12 protein-coding genes and 1 pseudogene are annotated in these 14830 nt (G+C 36.2%); 12 read left to right on the top strand and 1 reads right to left on the bottom strand.

Annotated elements, in window-relative coordinates; all coding sequences use genetic code 11:
* Nucleotides 1–97: 97 nt before the first annotated feature.
* The 9 genes from clpP (at nt 98) to B8955_RS02950 (ending at nt 11238) form a co-directional block, all read left to right on the top strand.
* Nucleotides 98–694 carry an ATP-dependent Clp endopeptidase proteolytic subunit ClpP gene (gene clpP / locus B8955_RS02990; protein ID WP_084098381.1) on the top strand — a complete coding sequence of 199 codons (597 nt, stop codon included), beginning with the start codon at nt 98–100 and terminating at the stop codon, nt 692–694.
* Nucleotides 695–953: 259 nt separating this feature from the next.
* Nucleotides 954–1991: a sugar-binding transcriptional regulator gene (locus tag B8955_RS02985; protein ID WP_084098379.1), complete on the top strand. Its 1038-nt coding sequence runs from the start codon at nt 954–956 to the stop codon at nt 1989–1991.
* Between the two features lie 37 nt (nt 1992–2028).
* A complete protein-coding gene (gap, locus tag B8955_RS02980) occupies nt 2029–3036 on the top strand; it encodes a type I glyceraldehyde-3-phosphate dehydrogenase (protein WP_084098377.1) in 1008 nt (335 codons plus the stop codon).
* Between the two features lie 94 nt (nt 3037–3130).
* On the top strand, nt 3131–4318 hold the full coding sequence (locus B8955_RS06985) for a phosphoglycerate kinase (RefSeq protein ID WP_084098375.1): 1188 nt from the start codon (nt 3131–3133) through the stop codon (nt 4316–4318).
* A gap of 27 nt (nt 4319–4345) precedes the next feature.
* Nucleotides 4346–5101 carry a triose-phosphate isomerase gene (gene tpiA / locus B8955_RS06980; protein ID WP_084098374.1) on the top strand — a complete coding sequence of 252 codons (756 nt, stop codon included), beginning with the start codon at nt 4346–4348 and terminating at the stop codon, nt 5099–5101.
* Nucleotides 5102–6631 (top strand): 2,3-bisphosphoglycerate-independent phosphoglycerate mutase, encoded by a 1530-nt coding sequence (gpmI, locus tag B8955_RS02965; protein ID WP_084098372.1) that lies wholly within the window; start codon nt 5102–5104, stop codon nt 6629–6631.
* Nucleotides 6632–6685: 54 nt separating this feature from the next.
* Nucleotides 6686–7993, top strand: coding sequence for a phosphopyruvate hydratase (gene eno, locus B8955_RS02960; RefSeq protein WP_084098370.1), 1308 nt, complete (start codon nt 6686–6688; stop codon nt 7991–7993).
* Between the two features lie 570 nt (nt 7994–8563).
* Nucleotides 8564–9322, top strand: coding sequence for a DMT family transporter (locus B8955_RS02955; RefSeq protein WP_327078275.1), 759 nt, complete (start codon nt 8564–8566; stop codon nt 9320–9322).
* A gap of 266 nt (nt 9323–9588) precedes the next feature.
* Nucleotides 9589–11238, top strand: coding sequence for a peptide ABC transporter substrate-binding protein (locus B8955_RS02950; RefSeq protein WP_084098366.1), 1650 nt, complete (start codon nt 9589–9591; stop codon nt 11236–11238).
* 132 nt (nt 11239–11370) lie between these two features.
* Here the strand turns inward: B8955_RS02950 and B8955_RS02945 are convergent, their stop codons facing one another.
* On the bottom strand, nt 11371–11730 hold the full coding sequence (locus B8955_RS02945) for a DUF3899 domain-containing protein (RefSeq protein ID WP_084098364.1): 360 nt from the start codon (nt 11728–11730) through the stop codon (nt 11371–11373).
* Nucleotides 11731–11791: 61 nt separating this feature from the next.
* On the opposite strand from B8955_RS02945, the gene opp3b reads away from it, so the two are divergent.
* From opp3b to B8955_RS02930, 3 genes and pseudogenes are all read left to right on the top strand, one after another.
* Nucleotides 11792–12736: an oligopeptide ABC transporter permease gene (opp3b, locus tag B8955_RS02940; protein WP_084098362.1), complete on the top strand. Its 945-nt coding sequence runs from the start codon at nt 11792–11794 to the stop codon at nt 12734–12736.
* A 1-nt stretch (nt 12737) separates the two neighbouring features.
* Entirely contained in the window at nt 12738–13781 is a 1044-nt protein-coding gene (gene opp3C / locus B8955_RS02935; protein WP_084098360.1) for an oligopeptide ABC transporter permease, read from the top strand.
* Nucleotides 13782–13795: 14 nt separating this feature from the next.
* Nucleotides 13796–14827 (top strand): annotated as a pseudogene (locus B8955_RS02930) (ABC transporter ATP-binding protein); the annotation flags it as partial.
* Nucleotides 14828–14830: the final 3 nt, after the last annotated feature.

Here is a 14830-nt window from a genome sequence, read left to right as displayed (position 1 = left end):
TGAATCAAGAGTGATTTTAGTATTATCTAAGAGGTTGTATTTGACCATGTCTGACCTTGATGGTATTATCACTTTGTAGCTAAAAGGAGGAAATTGAATGAACTTAGTACCAACTGTAATCGAACAATCTGCACGTGGGGAACGTGCTTATGATATTTATTCTCGTCTGTTAAAAGATCGTATTATTATGTTAAGCGGTCAAATTAATGATGAAGTTGCTAATTCAGTAATTTCGCAATTACTGTTTCTTGACGCCCAAGATCCAGAGAAAGATATTTTTATCTATGTTAATTCTCCAGGTGGATCAGTTACAGCCGGAATGGCTATTTACGACACAATGAACTTTGTCAAAGCGGATGTCCAAACTATTGTAATGGGTATGGCTGCATCAATGGGTTCATTCTTAGCCACAGCTGGGACTAAAGGGAAACGTTTTGCTTTACCAAATGCTGAAATAATGATTCACCAACCATTAGGCGGTGCTCAAGGTCAAGCCACAGAAATTGAAATTGCTGCTCGTCATATTTTGAAAACGAAAGAAAAATTAAATCAAATTTTATCTGAACGTACCGGTCAACCACTAGAAGTCATTGAAAAAGATACGGACCGTGATAATTACATGACAGCAGAAGAAGCAAAAGAATACGGATTAATTGATGAAGTAATGGTGTCAAGTAAAGACTTAAATCAATAGATAGTTAATAAGTCATAGTATGATAGGAATGAAAGCATTCCTTGTACTATGACTTTTTTATTTCGAATAAGTAAAAACATGCAAATAGATGCAATTTAAGGAATCATTTCACAAGAAAAGGAGATTACATTTGCAGTAAGTTATCGAACCTGCTATAATACAAATTGTAAGGAAATATTGATTTTATATTTTTTTACCATCAGGTGGTCGTTTTTAGACACATTGGACAATGAACGTCCAGATGCAAGGGAGTGTAATCATGGATCACACATTAGAACAAATTAGTGAAGTGGTTCCGGAGTTACTTCCTATCTATTTACGACGCATTGATATATTGCATTGGATTCATTGCAAAGGTCCAATTGGTCGTAAACAATTGGCAGAAAAATTAAATATGACGGAGCGTCCGTTACGAACAGAGTCAGAGTTTTTAAAACGTCAGCAATTTATCTATTCTACGTCAAGTGGAATGAAATTGACCCCAAAAGGAGAAGAAGCGTTACTAAACGCTCAAGCCATTTGGAAAAAACAAACGTCTGTTTATGAACAAGAGATGCTCTTAAAACAAACTCTAAGTATTAAGGAAGCAAAAATAGTTTCTGGTAATGCGGATTATAGTGATTATCGAAGCCATGAAATGGGACTTCAAGTCTCAAATTATTTAAATCAACAGTTAGACTTGGGTCATCATATAATTGCTATTACTGGTGGTACGACCATGCTAGATATTGCGAAAAACTTTTCTAAAGGGTTATCTCATGGTCGACACTTTACAGTGGTAGCTGCTCGTGGTGGATTTGGTGATCAGCTTGCTGCTCAAGCAAACACGATTTCCGATATCTTAGCTCATCAATTAAATGGCGCTAATATGTCATTATATACGCCTGAAAAGGTTAGTGAAGAAACGTATCGTTTGTTGTTGACAGAACCTTCTATTCAAGAAACGTTAACAGCACTTAATCAGGCTGATGTCTTATTATTCAGTGTTGGTGATGCGTTGACGATGGCAAAACGTCGTGGATTAGATGATAATGAGATTAATCAAATTCGTGAAGGCAAAGCAGTTGGTGAAGCATTCGGTTGCTTCTATAATGAAGAAGGAGAAATTGTTTATCGCTTACCTCGTATTGGAATGCAATTAAAAGATTTAGAGCATATTGAACTTCCAATATTAATTGCAGGAGGCGCGTCGAAAGCAGAAGCAATTAAAGCTTTTGCGAAACTTGCACCTAAACAATTAGTATTATTTACTGATAAAGGTGCCTCAACTAAGGTTTTATATGGGGAATCCCATTAAAATAAATTTTTTATATTCCATAAGGAGGAATTTTTAAATGGCAGTAAAAGTAGCAATCAATGGTTTTGGACGTATCGGACGTTTAGCATTACGTCGTATCTTAGATACAAATTCTGAATTAGAGGTTGTAGCAGTTAACGACTTAACAGATAACGAAAACTTAGCGTACTTATTAAAATATGATACTGCACACGGACGTTTCCCTTACTCAGTAGAGTTAAGCGACAACGGATTCGTAGTAGATGGTAAAGAAATTAAATCTTATGAAGAAAAAGATGCTAGCAAATTACCATGGGGCGAATTAGATATCGATATCGTTCTAGAATGTACTGGTTTCTACACTTCTGGTGAAAAATCTCAAGCACACATTGATGCTGGTGCCAAACGTGTATTAATTTCTGCACCTGCTAAAGATGCTGATACTAAAATGGTTGTTTACGGTGTAAACGAAGATACTATTTCAGCTGACGACAAAATTATTTCAGCTGCATCTTGTACAACAAACTCTTTAGCTCCTGTAGTTAAAGTATTACAAGACAACTTTGGTATTAAAACTGGTAACATGGTAACAGTTCATGCTTACACTGCAACTCAATCAACTCAAGACTCACCAAATGCTAAATCATTCCGTTCAGGACGTGCTGCTGGTCAAAACATTATCCCAGCTTCAACTGGTGCTGCAAAAGCTATCGGTCGCGTTGTACCTGAAGTTAATGGTTTATTAGATGGTAGTGCATTACGTGTACCAACAGTTACAGGTTCTCACACAATTATGTACTCATTATTAAACAAAAACACTTCTGTTGAAGAAATCAACAAAGCAATGAAAGACGCTTCAACTGATTCATTTGCTTACAATGAAGACGAAATCGTTTCATCTGACATCATTGGATACCCATCAGGTTCAATCTTTGATGCAACATTAACTGAAATCCAAGAAGCTGAAGATGGATCTCAATTAGTTAAAACTGTTGCATGGTACGATAACGAATCTGGTTTCGTTGGTAACATGGTTCGCTTATTAGAAAAATTTGCTGCACTATAATTTTAAATAGACAGCTTAATCTGTAATAACGGGCGGGAAGCTTCGCGCTTCTCGCCAATTTTTTTAAAAGCGCCTATTAAGGAGATGTTTACATATGAAAAAAACTGTTGAAGATATTCAAATTAAAGATCAAACGGTTTTAATGCGTGCTGACTTCAACGTCCCATTAAAAGATGGTGAAATTACAGACGATAACCGTATTGTACAAGCACTTCCAACAATTAAATATATTTTATCTGAAGGTGGAAAATTAGTTCTTTTCTCACATTTAGGAAAAGTAAAAGAAGAAGCCGATAAAGAAAAATTAACGTTACGCCCTGTTGCTGAACGTTTGACTGAATTATTAGGACAAGAAGTTACTTTTGTTCCTGAAACACGTGGTGAAAAATTAGAATCAGCAATCAAAGCGTTAAATCCAGGAGAAGTCTTATTATTCGAAAACACTCGTTTCGAAGATTTAGATGGTAAAAAAGAAAGTAAAAATGACCCTGAATTAGGTAAATACTGGGCATCATTAGGTGATGTCTTCGTTAATGACGCTTTTGGTACAGCTCACCGTTCACACGCATCTAACGTTGGTATTTCAGCTAACTTAGAAGCTGTTGCTGGTTACTTACTTGAAAAAGAACTTAAATTCTTAGGCGATGCTGTAAATGATCCAGAACGTCCATTTGTTGCTATCTTAGGTGGCGCAAAAGTTTCTGATAAAATTAATGTTATCAAATCATTATTAAGCAAAGCTGATAAAGTTCTTATTGGTGGCGGAATGGCTTATACATTCTATAAAGCAAAAGGATATAACGTTGGTAATTCTTTACTTGAAGAAGACCGCGTTGAATTAGCTAAAAACTTAATGGAAGAAGCTGGAGATAAATTATTATTACCAGTTGATAATGTGGTTGCTGACGACTTTTCTAACGATGCTAACTCTAAAGTTGTCCCAGCTGACGAAATCCCAGATGGTTGGGAAGGTCTCGACGTAGGTCCAGCGACAGTTGAAAAATATGCTAAAGAACTTGAAAAAGCTAAAACTGTTGTTTGGAACGGTCCTATGGGCGTTTTCGAATTTGAAAACTTTGCCAAAGGAACTATCGGTGTATGTGAAGCTATCGCTAATATCGACGGTGCGACAACAATCATCGGTGGTGGTGACTCTGCTGCAGCCGCTCAAAGCTTAGGTTATGGTGATAAATTCAGCCATATCTCTACAGGTGGCGGTGCTTCATTAGAATTCTTAGAAGGAAATGAATTGCCAGCAGTTGCTGCTTTAGATAATAAATAATTTATATTTTTTTGAAAGGATGAGAAGATGCGTCAAACATTAATTGCCGGTAACTGGAAAATGAATAAAACACCAGATGAAGGTGTGGACTTTATCAATGAATTAAAAGCTAATTTCCCAGAAACTGACGCAGAAGTACTAATTACTCCAACTGCTGTAGGAATCCAACCTATGCAAGTTGCAGCTAAAGGTTCAGATATTCAAATTGGGGCTCAAAACTCCCACTTTGAAAACAGCGGTGCATTCACAGGAGAAATTAGTCCTGAAACATTAAGTGCGATGGGTGTACCTTATGTTATTATCGGACACTCTGAACGTCGTGAAATTTTCCATGAAACTGACGAAGATGTTAATAAAAAAGCTAAAGCTATCTTAGATCATGGAATGACACCTATTATCTGTGTTGGTGAAAGTCTAGAAACTCGTGAAGAAGGAAAAGACCAAGAATGGGTTGCTGGACAAGTTAAAGCGGCACTTAAAGATTTATCAAGTGAAGACGCTGCAAAAGTGGTTATTGCTTATGAACCAATCTGGGCAATCGGTACCGGTAAAACAGCTTCAGCAGACGATGCTGAAAAAATGATTGCACATATTCGTGACATTTTATTCGAAGCTGTTGGTGAAGAAGCTAGCCAAGCTATCCGTATTTTATACGGTGGTTCTGTAAAACCTGCTAATGTAGCTGAATTATTAGAAAAAGAAAATATTGACGGTGCTTTAGTTGGTGGCGCAAGCTTAGAAGTCGATTCATATATTGGATTATTAACTGGAGGCGCAAAATAAATGAAAAAGTCACCTGTTGCTATCATCATTCTTGATGGTTTTGGTTGGCGTAAAGAAAACTATGGTAACGCAGTAAACCAAGCGAAGAAACCAAATTTTGATCGTTATTGGAACGAATTTCCACATGCCACAATGAAAGCATCTGGATTAGATGTCGGATTACCAGACGGTCAAATGGGTAACTCAGAAGTTGGACATACCAATATTGGTGCTGGACGAATCGTTTATCAAAGTTTAACACGTATTGACAAAGCAATTGCTGATGGTGATTTCTTAGAAAATGAAGCGTTAAACTCTGCTTATAATCATACATTAGATAATCAATCAGCATTACACATTTTTGGTTTATTATCTGATGGAGGGGTTCACTCACATATCAACCATATTAAAGCGATTATTCGTGATGCTAAGAAAAAAGGTGTTAGAAAATTATTCTTACATGCTTTCTTAGATGGTCGTGACGTTGACCCACATGCTGCTCCAGGATATATTGAAGATGTCGAAAATACGATGGAAGAAGTTGGCTTAGGTCAAATCGCTTCTGTATCTGGTCGTTATTACGCTATGGACCGTGACAATCGTTGGGAACGTGTTGAAAAAGCTTATGATGTTATCTTTAATGGTAAAGGTAAAACAGCTTTATCTGCACAAAAAGTTGTGGAAGATAGCTATGCTGACGGCGTCACTGATGAATTTGTTATTCCTGCCGTTATAACAAATGAAGAAGGCGAAGAAGTTGGACTCGTTCAAGATAATGATGCCATTATTTTTGCTAACTTCCGTCCAGACCGTGCTATTCAATTATCATCAGCTACAACAGCCATCGATTGGGATAATTTTGATCGTCAAAGTGTTCCTGAAAATATTAAATTTGTAACGATGACAAAATATAATGATGATATTCCAGCTGAAATTGCATTCCCACCACTACCATTGAAAAACGTTATTGGTGAAGTTCTTTCAAATGCTGGTTTAAATCAATTACGTATTGCTGAAACTGAAAAATATCCACATGTTACGTTCTTTATGAATGGTGGTAGCAATACTGAATTTACTGGTGAAAAACGTATTTTAATTAATTCACCTAAAGTCGCTACTTATGACTTAAAACCAGAAATGTCAGCATACGAAGTAACTGATGCGTTAGTTGATGAAATTGAAAACGATCGTCAAGATGCGATTATTTTGAACTTCGCTAACCCGGATATGGTTGGTCATTCTGGTGACTTAGATGCAACAATTAAAGCTATTGAAGCCGTAGATGAATGTCTAGGTCGTGTCGTTGATGCGATTACCGAAAAAGATGGTCATGCGATTATTTTTGCCGACCATGGTAATGCTGATACTGAGTTAAATGAAGATGGTTCACCTAACACAGCTCATACAACGGTTCCAGTTCCAGTCATTGTAACGAAAAAAGGTGTTACTTTACGTACAGATGGCCGTTTAGCTGATGTTGCGCCAACAATGCTAGATTTATTAAATATTGACAAACCTGAAGAAATGACAGGAAATAGTTTAATTAAATAGTGTTAAATTAGTTAATAAATAATTTAAAAATTAAAACCTAAAAGGAGAGAGATTATGTCTGCAATTATCGATATTTATGCACGTGAGGTATTAGATTCTCGCGGTAACCCTACAATTGAAGCTGAAGTTTATACTGAATTAGGTGGTTTCGGCCGCGGTATGGTTCCTTCAGGTGCTTCTACTGGTGAACACGAAGCTGTTGAATTACGTGATGGCGATAAAGAACGTTACTCTGGTAAAGGTGTTCAAAAAGCTGTAGATAACGTTAACGATGTCATTGCTGAAGCATTAATTGGCTTCGATGTTCGTGACCAAATTGGTGTCGATAAAGCAATGATTGAATTAGATGGAACAGCTAACAAAGGTAAATTAGGTGCCAACGCAATTTTAGCAATTTCTATTGCTGTTGCTCGTGCTGCTGCTGATGAATTAGATATTCCGTTATACAACTACTTAGGCGGATTCAACGCTAAAGTATTACCAACTCCAATGATGAACATTGTAAACGGTGGTTCACACTCTGACGCACCAATTGCCTTCCAAGAATTTATGATTGTTCCAGCTGGAGCTCCTTCATTTAAAGAAGCTTTACGTTGGGGTGCAGAAGTATTCCACGCATTAAAAGGTTTACTTTCTGAACGTGGTTTAGAAACTTCAGTTGGTGACGAAGGTGGATTTGCTCCTCGCTTTGAAGGTACTGAAGATGGTGTTGAAACAATCATCAAAGCTATCGAAAAAGCTGGTTATAAACCAGGCGAAGACATTTTCTTAGGATTCGACGTTGCTTCTTCAGAATTCTATGAAGATGGTGTATACGACTACACTAAATTCGAAGGCGAAAACGGTGCTAAACGTAACGCTGAAGAACAAGTTCAATATCTTGAAGGATTAGTTGACAAATATCCAATTATCACTATCGAAGATGGTATGGATGAAAACGACTGGGATGGATGGCAATTACTTACTGAACGTTTAGGTGATAAAGTTCAATTAGTAGGTGACGACTTATTCGTAACAAATACTGAAATCTTAGAACGTGGTATTGAAAAACATGTTGGTAACTCAATCTTAATCAAAGTTAACCAAATCGGTTCATTAACTGAAACATTCAACGCTATTGAAATGGCTAAACGTGCTGGATATACTGCAGTTGTTTCACACCGTTCTGGTGAAACTGAAGATGCAACAATTTCTGACATTGCTGTAGCTACAAACGCTGGTCAAATTAAAACAGGTTCATTAAGCCGTACAGACCGTATTGCTAAATACAACCAATTATTACGTATTGAAGATGAATTAGGCGAATTAGCTGAATACCAAGGATTAAAAGCTTTCTATAACCTTGAAAATCCTGGAAAATAAGAATATAAAAAACTAGAAGAATTCTAGGTTTAATCGCTCAGGCGGTCCGTTTAAAACGGACCGCTTTTTTATTTCTATATTTTTCGAAGCAATAGCTATTTTTTTAAAGTTTCTAATGGTTACCATTTCCGATTGTGATGTCACATGGGAACAAGATCTGAAAATTGGTGACCTGAGTATGATATAACACCATATTAGTCCTGTGAAGGCTTTATGAGCTCGTAAACCCATATAAAAGGATATATGTACCTGTCAACTTGTTTTAAGCGTTTGATAGCGAATTTTAAGAGTAATCCGTTACCCTACAGGACGAGAGGTTAAAGTTGTGACTACATCTGTGCAATTTCATGATGAATTGCCGGACTGGAAGCTCACTCCTTATATAGGTGAACATACAGATGAATGACTGAATTAGGATACAATGAACGAGAGATTCAATTCATGTGTTAAAATGGTTGACTTAATAGTAAACGAATACACATCTGATGTCTTCCAACTTATTAGATAGCCTTTTTAGATTATCTAATAATTTTTTAAGTAAACGGTTTATATGAAAGGTTTTGTTATTCAATTGCCTTTATTATTTTGATGGCTTTGAATGCCAAACGATTGAAAGAAATTAAGCCAACACATTTGTTTAAAGGGAGCGTTATTGGAGCAATTTTATTCCTGGCGTACTTCTTGCAAACAACTGGTTTAGAGTTTACGACGACTTCGAAAAACTCTTTCTTAACAGCTGTAAATGTGGTGTTGGTTCCATTTATCTCATGGATCATTATCAAAAAGCCATTATCTAAAAATACTTTATTAGGAGCATTTATTTCGTTATTAGGGATTGCCTTTACGTCGTTTGCTGGGTCAGATGCTAGTGGACAGTTAGCATTTAACATTGGTGATGAGATTTCTTTAGTTGGTGCCATCTTCTTTGGGGCACACATTTTCTACACAGACCATTATGGAGGTAAAATGGAAAACTGCATGGTCATGGTTATTCAAATGGGGGTAGCAGCCTTATTAAGTTGGATTGCCGTTCTATTTACCGGGGAAACACAATTTGACTTTAGTTTTGAAGCATTGTTACCAATTTTATATATCGGTATTATCGCGACTTTAGTCGGATATGGTATTCAAACAGCTTCTCAAAAACATACAACGAGTGGTCAATCAGCGGTTATTTTATCTACTGAAGCGTTCTTTGGTATGATTGCAGCTATTCTCCTATTAAATGAACCTGTTTTACCAACGATGGTAATTGGTGGAATATTAATCTTCTTAGGAATTTTAGCAGTTGAATTACAGCCATTAAAAAGAATAACTGCTTTAAATTGAATAAACTAAATGAGACTAGATTTAAGACCTAGTCTTTTTTGATAATTAATTATCATATAGAGAATATTAATTATCATCATTTACTAATTTTATCAACTGGTAATAAAAAGTTATCATTAGATGAATACGCATGTATCCCTATAGCTACTATATTTAAATTAAAATGATAAAAATGAGAATTTTCCCATAATTATATTGACACCTGATATTTATTCTTATAGAATCTTAATAAGCTAGAAATTATTAAAAAAGCAGGAGGGATTCTCATGAAGAAAGGTTACTTATTAAAAACGACTGCTGTGGTTGGACTTTCAGCATTTCTATTAGCTGCTTGTGGAAACTCAGGTAATGGTGAAGGTGGAAGTAATGAAGGAACAACATTAAATTGGACAACATCAGGTGAATTACCAACAATGGATACAACAATGGCAACTGATAATATCAGCTTCACAGCAATGGAAGCCGTAAATGAAGGATTATATCGTCAAACCCAAGAAGGAGAATACGAATTAGCACTTCTTGCTGAAGAACCTGAAATCTCCGAAGATGGGAATACATATACTTATAAACTGAAAGATAATGCGGTATGGTCCAATGGAGATCCTATCACTGCTAACGATTTTGTTTTTGCATGGCAACGGTTAGTTAACCCTGACCAAGGGGCAACATATTCTTATTTATTAGATGGAATTGTTGAAAATGCGAGCGAAATTATTGCCGGAGATAAAGATCCTAGTGAATTAGGTGTTAAAGCCATTGATGATCACACATTAGAAGTTAAATATGCTAAGCCAGTTCCTTATATTGAAGGATTGTTAGCAATGGCTCCGTTATATCCGTTAAATGAAAAATACGTTAACGAAAAGGGCGATGCTTACGGAACAACTGCTGAAAATGTTTTATACAATGGCCCATATGTATTAGAAGGTTGGGATGGCACAAATCTTAACTGGACAATGAAGAAAAATGATCAATATTGGGATAAAGATGCTGTTAAAACAGATGTGATCAATTGGCAAGTTATTAAAGAGAACTCAACAGCTCTAAACTTATTTGACTCTGGAGAAATTGATTATACAACAGTTGGTGGTGAATACGCACAAACACGTCAAGACGATCCAAACTTAGCAAGTTCTCCTGAATCAACAATTGCTTACATTAAAATGAATCAAGAACGTGATGGTAAAGAAACACCATTAGCAAATAAAAATATTCGCCACGGTATCGCTCAAGCTATTGACAAAGATTCTTATGTAGATGATGTTCTTCAAAATGGATCAGTAAAAGCTGACTACTTTGTTCCAAAAGATTTAGCAAGTGATCCTAATGGTGGTGAAGACTTCCGTAAAGAAAATGGTAGTGATTTATTACCTTATGATTTAGAAGCCGCTCAAGAAGCCTTTAAACAAGGTTTAGAAGAAATTGGGGAAGACAACATTTCTCTAGAATTATTAACAGACGATACTGAAGGCGCAAAACGTAGTGCTGAATACTTACAAGGTCAGTTACAAGAAAATCTTGATGGCTTAAATGTTGAAATTAAAGCTGTACCATTTAAATCACGTATTGCTGCTGATGATAAACAAGATTATGATTTACAAATTGCTCTTTGGAGCGCTGACTATGCAGACCCAATTAACTATCTAGAATTATTCCAAACAGATGGACCAAACAATAAGTCTGGTTATTCTAACCCACAATATGATGAATTAATTAAAGCATCATTGAATGAAACGGAAAAACTAGATGAACGTTGGGACAACTTAAAAGAAGCAGAAAAAATGTTGCTTGATGATGCAGCAATTGCTCCGTTATATCAACGGTCTCAAGCATACTTACAAAACCCAAGCGTTAAAGATGTTGCTCGTAACCAAGTTGGAGCTAATGAAGGTTTCAAATGGGTAACAAAAGAATAGTAAACACCCGAATAAAAGGGCGGACCAAACAGTCCAGCCCTTTTATCTATTATAAAAATTGATAACGCTCTTATTACATACTTGGTTAAGAAAAATGCCATTTTTTATAAGCAATTTACAATAATTAATAACCTAAATATAGTAAAATAAGAGAAATATTAGAGACAAAAGGAGGAATAAGCTACCAATCATAAGAAATGGTCGAGGGCTCCAAGTCACCTTTCGTGATAATTCATTCGGTGTTGCTGATTTATCGATGGTATAGTCATTTTTTTTGAACGGACCATACTTTTTAAAGCTTGATGCAAATAAATCGAATGTTCCCGCTTTTAAAACCGCAGTGAATAAACCAATGATAAGTAGTGGCACGCATAAATAAAAGTAGGCATTACTTAACGCATGGGTTATCGCTAAATTATCTTGAATAAACGCCCAGATGATTGGAATTAAAATACCAATAGCTAAAAGAATTTTATAAAAAGGTTTTGTCATAAAATCAGTCCTTATACTTAGTCTTTAATAAATTATCATACTTATGGAGGTGAAGCAATTTATGAAATCATATGGCAAATATTTAGCAAAACGTGTTCTGTATATGGCCATTACACTATTCTTAATTGCGACAATAACATTCTTTCTAATGAAATTATTACCAGGTACGCCATTTACTAATGAAGACAAATTGTCTCCAGATCAAATTTATATTATGAATGAAAAATATGGATTAAACGATCCTGTCATCGTTCAATTCGGGCGTTATATTCTAGGATTGTTAACAGGAGACTTCGGTGTATCCTTCCAATTCAATAATACACCTGTTAGTCAACTGTTAGGTAATCGAATTGGTCCATCTTTCCAATTAGGTTTCCAAGCGATGTTCTTCGGAACGATTTTAGGGATTATCTTAGGTGTTGTTGCTGCGATGTTTAAAAATACTTGGGTCGACTCAACAGCTACTTTCGTCGCCATTATTGGTCGGTCAATTCCTTCTTTCGTATTTGCTGTTTTATTACAATTAGTATTTGCGGTGCAATTAAATTGGTTCCCAATTGCTTTATGGGATGGAACCATTATGGCAACAGTTTTACCTACTGTGGCGTTAATGATTTCACCAATATCAGATGCGAGTCGATTTGTACGGACAGAGATGGTGGATGTACTAAACGCTGACTATATTGAACTCGCTCGTGCTAAAGGATTAAGTAAGACAGCGGTTGCTTTTAAACACGGAGTACGTAATGCCTTGATTCCGTTATTAACGATTTTAGGTCCATTGTTAGTTGGGTTAATGACTGGATCAATGGTTGTCGAAAATATCTTTGCGATTCCTGGAATTGGTGAACAGTTTGTTAAATCAATTCAAACGAATGATTATCCAACCATCATGGGAATTACGATTATGTATTCATTCTTACTTTGCGCAATGTTATTAGTGGTTGATATTTTATACGGAATTGTTGACCCACGTATCCGTGTGAACTCAGAAGGGGGAAATTAAGATGGCAGAAATGAATCAAAACTATCCAGCCATTGCTGCTGATAAATTTCAACCAGTTACCGTAAAAGATACTAAAGAACGGGAACAGATTTCTGGTGAATCTCTAACCTTTATGCAAGATGCGTGGCGTCGATTGAAAAAAAATAAAGTGGCTATTGTCTCACTAGCCATTTTAATTATTGTGGCTATTATTGCTTTATTAGCACCAGTATTAGCACCACACGATTACGCTGCTCAAAATACGCAATTCGCTAATCTACCACCTAAAATTCCAGGACTAGAAAATCTATCTTGGTTTGACGGTATGGAAACAACGGCTGGCGGTACAACAGCTATTGATAAATATGCTCAAGCAGGTGTCCCTGAAGGGCAATACTTCTATTTAGGTACTGATGCTTTAGGACGTGACTTATTATCTCGAATTTTATATGGGACACGAGTTTCGCTATTTATTGGTTTTATCGCTGCGTTATTTAATCTAGTGATTGGGGTTCCTTATGGTATTATCTCAGGCTGGTGTGGCGGTCGTATTGATAATGTGATGATGCGTATTCTTGAAGTGTTATCAGGAGTTCCAAACTTAGTAGTTGTTATTTTAATGCTATTAATCTTAAAACCTGGTATTGGATCAATCATCATTGCGCTTGCATTAACTGAATGGATTTCTATGGCGCGGATTATTCGGGCGCAAACCTTAAAATTGAAAAACCAAGAATATATTTTAGCCGCACGAAGCTTAGGGGAATCACCTTTAAAAATAGCATTTAAACATATTTTACCTAACCTATCAGGAATGATTATTATTCAAACGGTATTCTCAATTCCGTCTGCTATCTTCTTCGAAGCGTTCTTAAGCTTCATCGGTTTAGGTATTCCAGCACCGTCAGCTTCACTTGGTACTTTAATTAATGATGGTTACAAAACATTCCGTTTCTTACCACACCTAATGTGGTATCCAGCTGGCGTTATTTGTGTCGTTATGGTGGCATTTAACATGTTAGCTAATGGATTACGGGATGCACTTGATCCAAAAACTAACGATTAGAAGGGAGCTTTAATATGCGTGATAAAATTTTAGAAGTGAAAGACCTACGTGTAAGCTTCCAAACCTACTCAGGTGAAGTTCAAGCTATTCGTGGCGTTAACTTTGACTTACGTAAAGGAGAAACTTTAGCAATTGTAGGGGAATCTGGTTCTGGAAAATCAGTTACCGTTCGTTCTTTAATGAAATTGTTAGCGAACAATGCCTTAATCAAAGGTGGCGAAATCAATTTCGACGGAAAAAATATTCTCGAACAATCTGATAAGCAAATACAAAAAATTCGTGGTAAAGATATCGCAATGATTTTCCAAGATCCAATGACATCATTGAATCCAGTTATCAAAATTGGAAAACAAATTGCTGAGCCGATTATATTGCACCAAGATAAAACGAAATCTGAAGCCTATCAACGGGCTGCGGAAATACTTGATTTAGTTGGTATTCCAAATGCTGAAAAACGAATGAATGATTATCCTCACCAATTTTCTGGTGGGCAACGTCAACGGATTGTAATTGCGATTGCACTAGCTTGCAACCCTAAAATTTTGATTGCTGATGAACCTACAACGGCACTTGACGTTACGATTCAAGCTCAAATTTTAGAGTTAATGAAAGAGCTGCAAGAAAAGATTGAAACATCTATTATTTTCATTACTCATGATTTAGGTGTTGTAGCGAATGTTGCTGATCGTGTTGCCGTAATGTATGCTGGTGAAATTGTTGAAGAAGGGGATGTCGATGAAATTTTCTATCACCCTCAACATCCATATACTTGGGGATTAATTGGGTCAATGCCTACATTGGATACAGAAGGAGAATTGATTTCAATTCCAGGAACACCTCCGGATTTACTAGATCCACCAAAAGGAGATGCTTTTGCTATTCGTTCTGACTATGCAATGGCTATTGATTTCGAAGAGAATCCACCAATGTTTGAAGTAACACCAACTCATCATGCCAAAACATGGTTACTTCATCCTGATGCCCCAGCTGTTAATCCGCCTGAAGAAATCAAACGCCGTTATGGTATTTACGAACAAATTCAACAAGGT

The sequence above is a fragment of the Aerococcus suis genome (genome assembly GCF_900176325.1).
Lineage (GTDB): Bacteria > Bacillota > Bacilli > Lactobacillales > Aerococcaceae > Aerococcus > Aerococcus suis.
This window is presented reverse-complemented; position numbering and strand designations above follow the sequence as displayed.

What these genes read in the sequence shown, in the direction of transcription:
- B8955_RS02950 (WP_084098366.1), top strand. Translation starts at nt 9,589, where the DNA reads ATGAAGAAAGGTTACTTATTAAAAACGACTGCTGTGGTTGGACTTTCA.
- opp3b (WP_084098362.1), top strand. Translation starts at nt 11,792, where the DNA reads ATGAAATCATATGGCAAATATTTAGCAAAACGTGTTCTGTATATGGCC.
- eno (WP_084098370.1), top strand. Translation starts at nt 6,686, where the DNA reads ATGTCTGCAATTATCGATATTTATGCACGTGAGGTATTAGATTCTCGC.
- opp3C (WP_084098360.1), top strand. Translation starts at nt 12,738, where the DNA reads ATGGCAGAAATGAATCAAAACTATCCAGCCATTGCTGCTGATAAATTT.
- gap (WP_084098377.1), top strand. Translation starts at nt 2,029, where the DNA reads ATGGCAGTAAAAGTAGCAATCAATGGTTTTGGACGTATCGGACGTTTA.
- B8955_RS06985 (WP_084098375.1), top strand. Translation starts at nt 3,131, where the DNA reads ATGAAAAAAACTGTTGAAGATATTCAAATTAAAGATCAAACGGTTTTA.
- B8955_RS02945 (WP_084098364.1), bottom strand. Translation starts at nt 11,730, where the DNA reads ATGACAAAACCTTTTTATAAAATTCTTTTAGCTATTGGTATTTTAATT.
- clpP (WP_084098381.1), top strand. Translation starts at nt 98, where the DNA reads ATGAACTTAGTACCAACTGTAATCGAACAATCTGCACGTGGGGAACGT.
- tpiA (WP_084098374.1), top strand. Translation starts at nt 4,346, where the DNA reads ATGCGTCAAACATTAATTGCCGGTAACTGGAAAATGAATAAAACACCA.
- gpmI (WP_084098372.1), top strand. Translation starts at nt 5,102, where the DNA reads ATGAAAAAGTCACCTGTTGCTATCATCATTCTTGATGGTTTTGGTTGG.
- B8955_RS02985 (WP_084098379.1), top strand. Translation starts at nt 954, where the DNA reads ATGGATCACACATTAGAACAAATTAGTGAAGTGGTTCCGGAGTTACTT.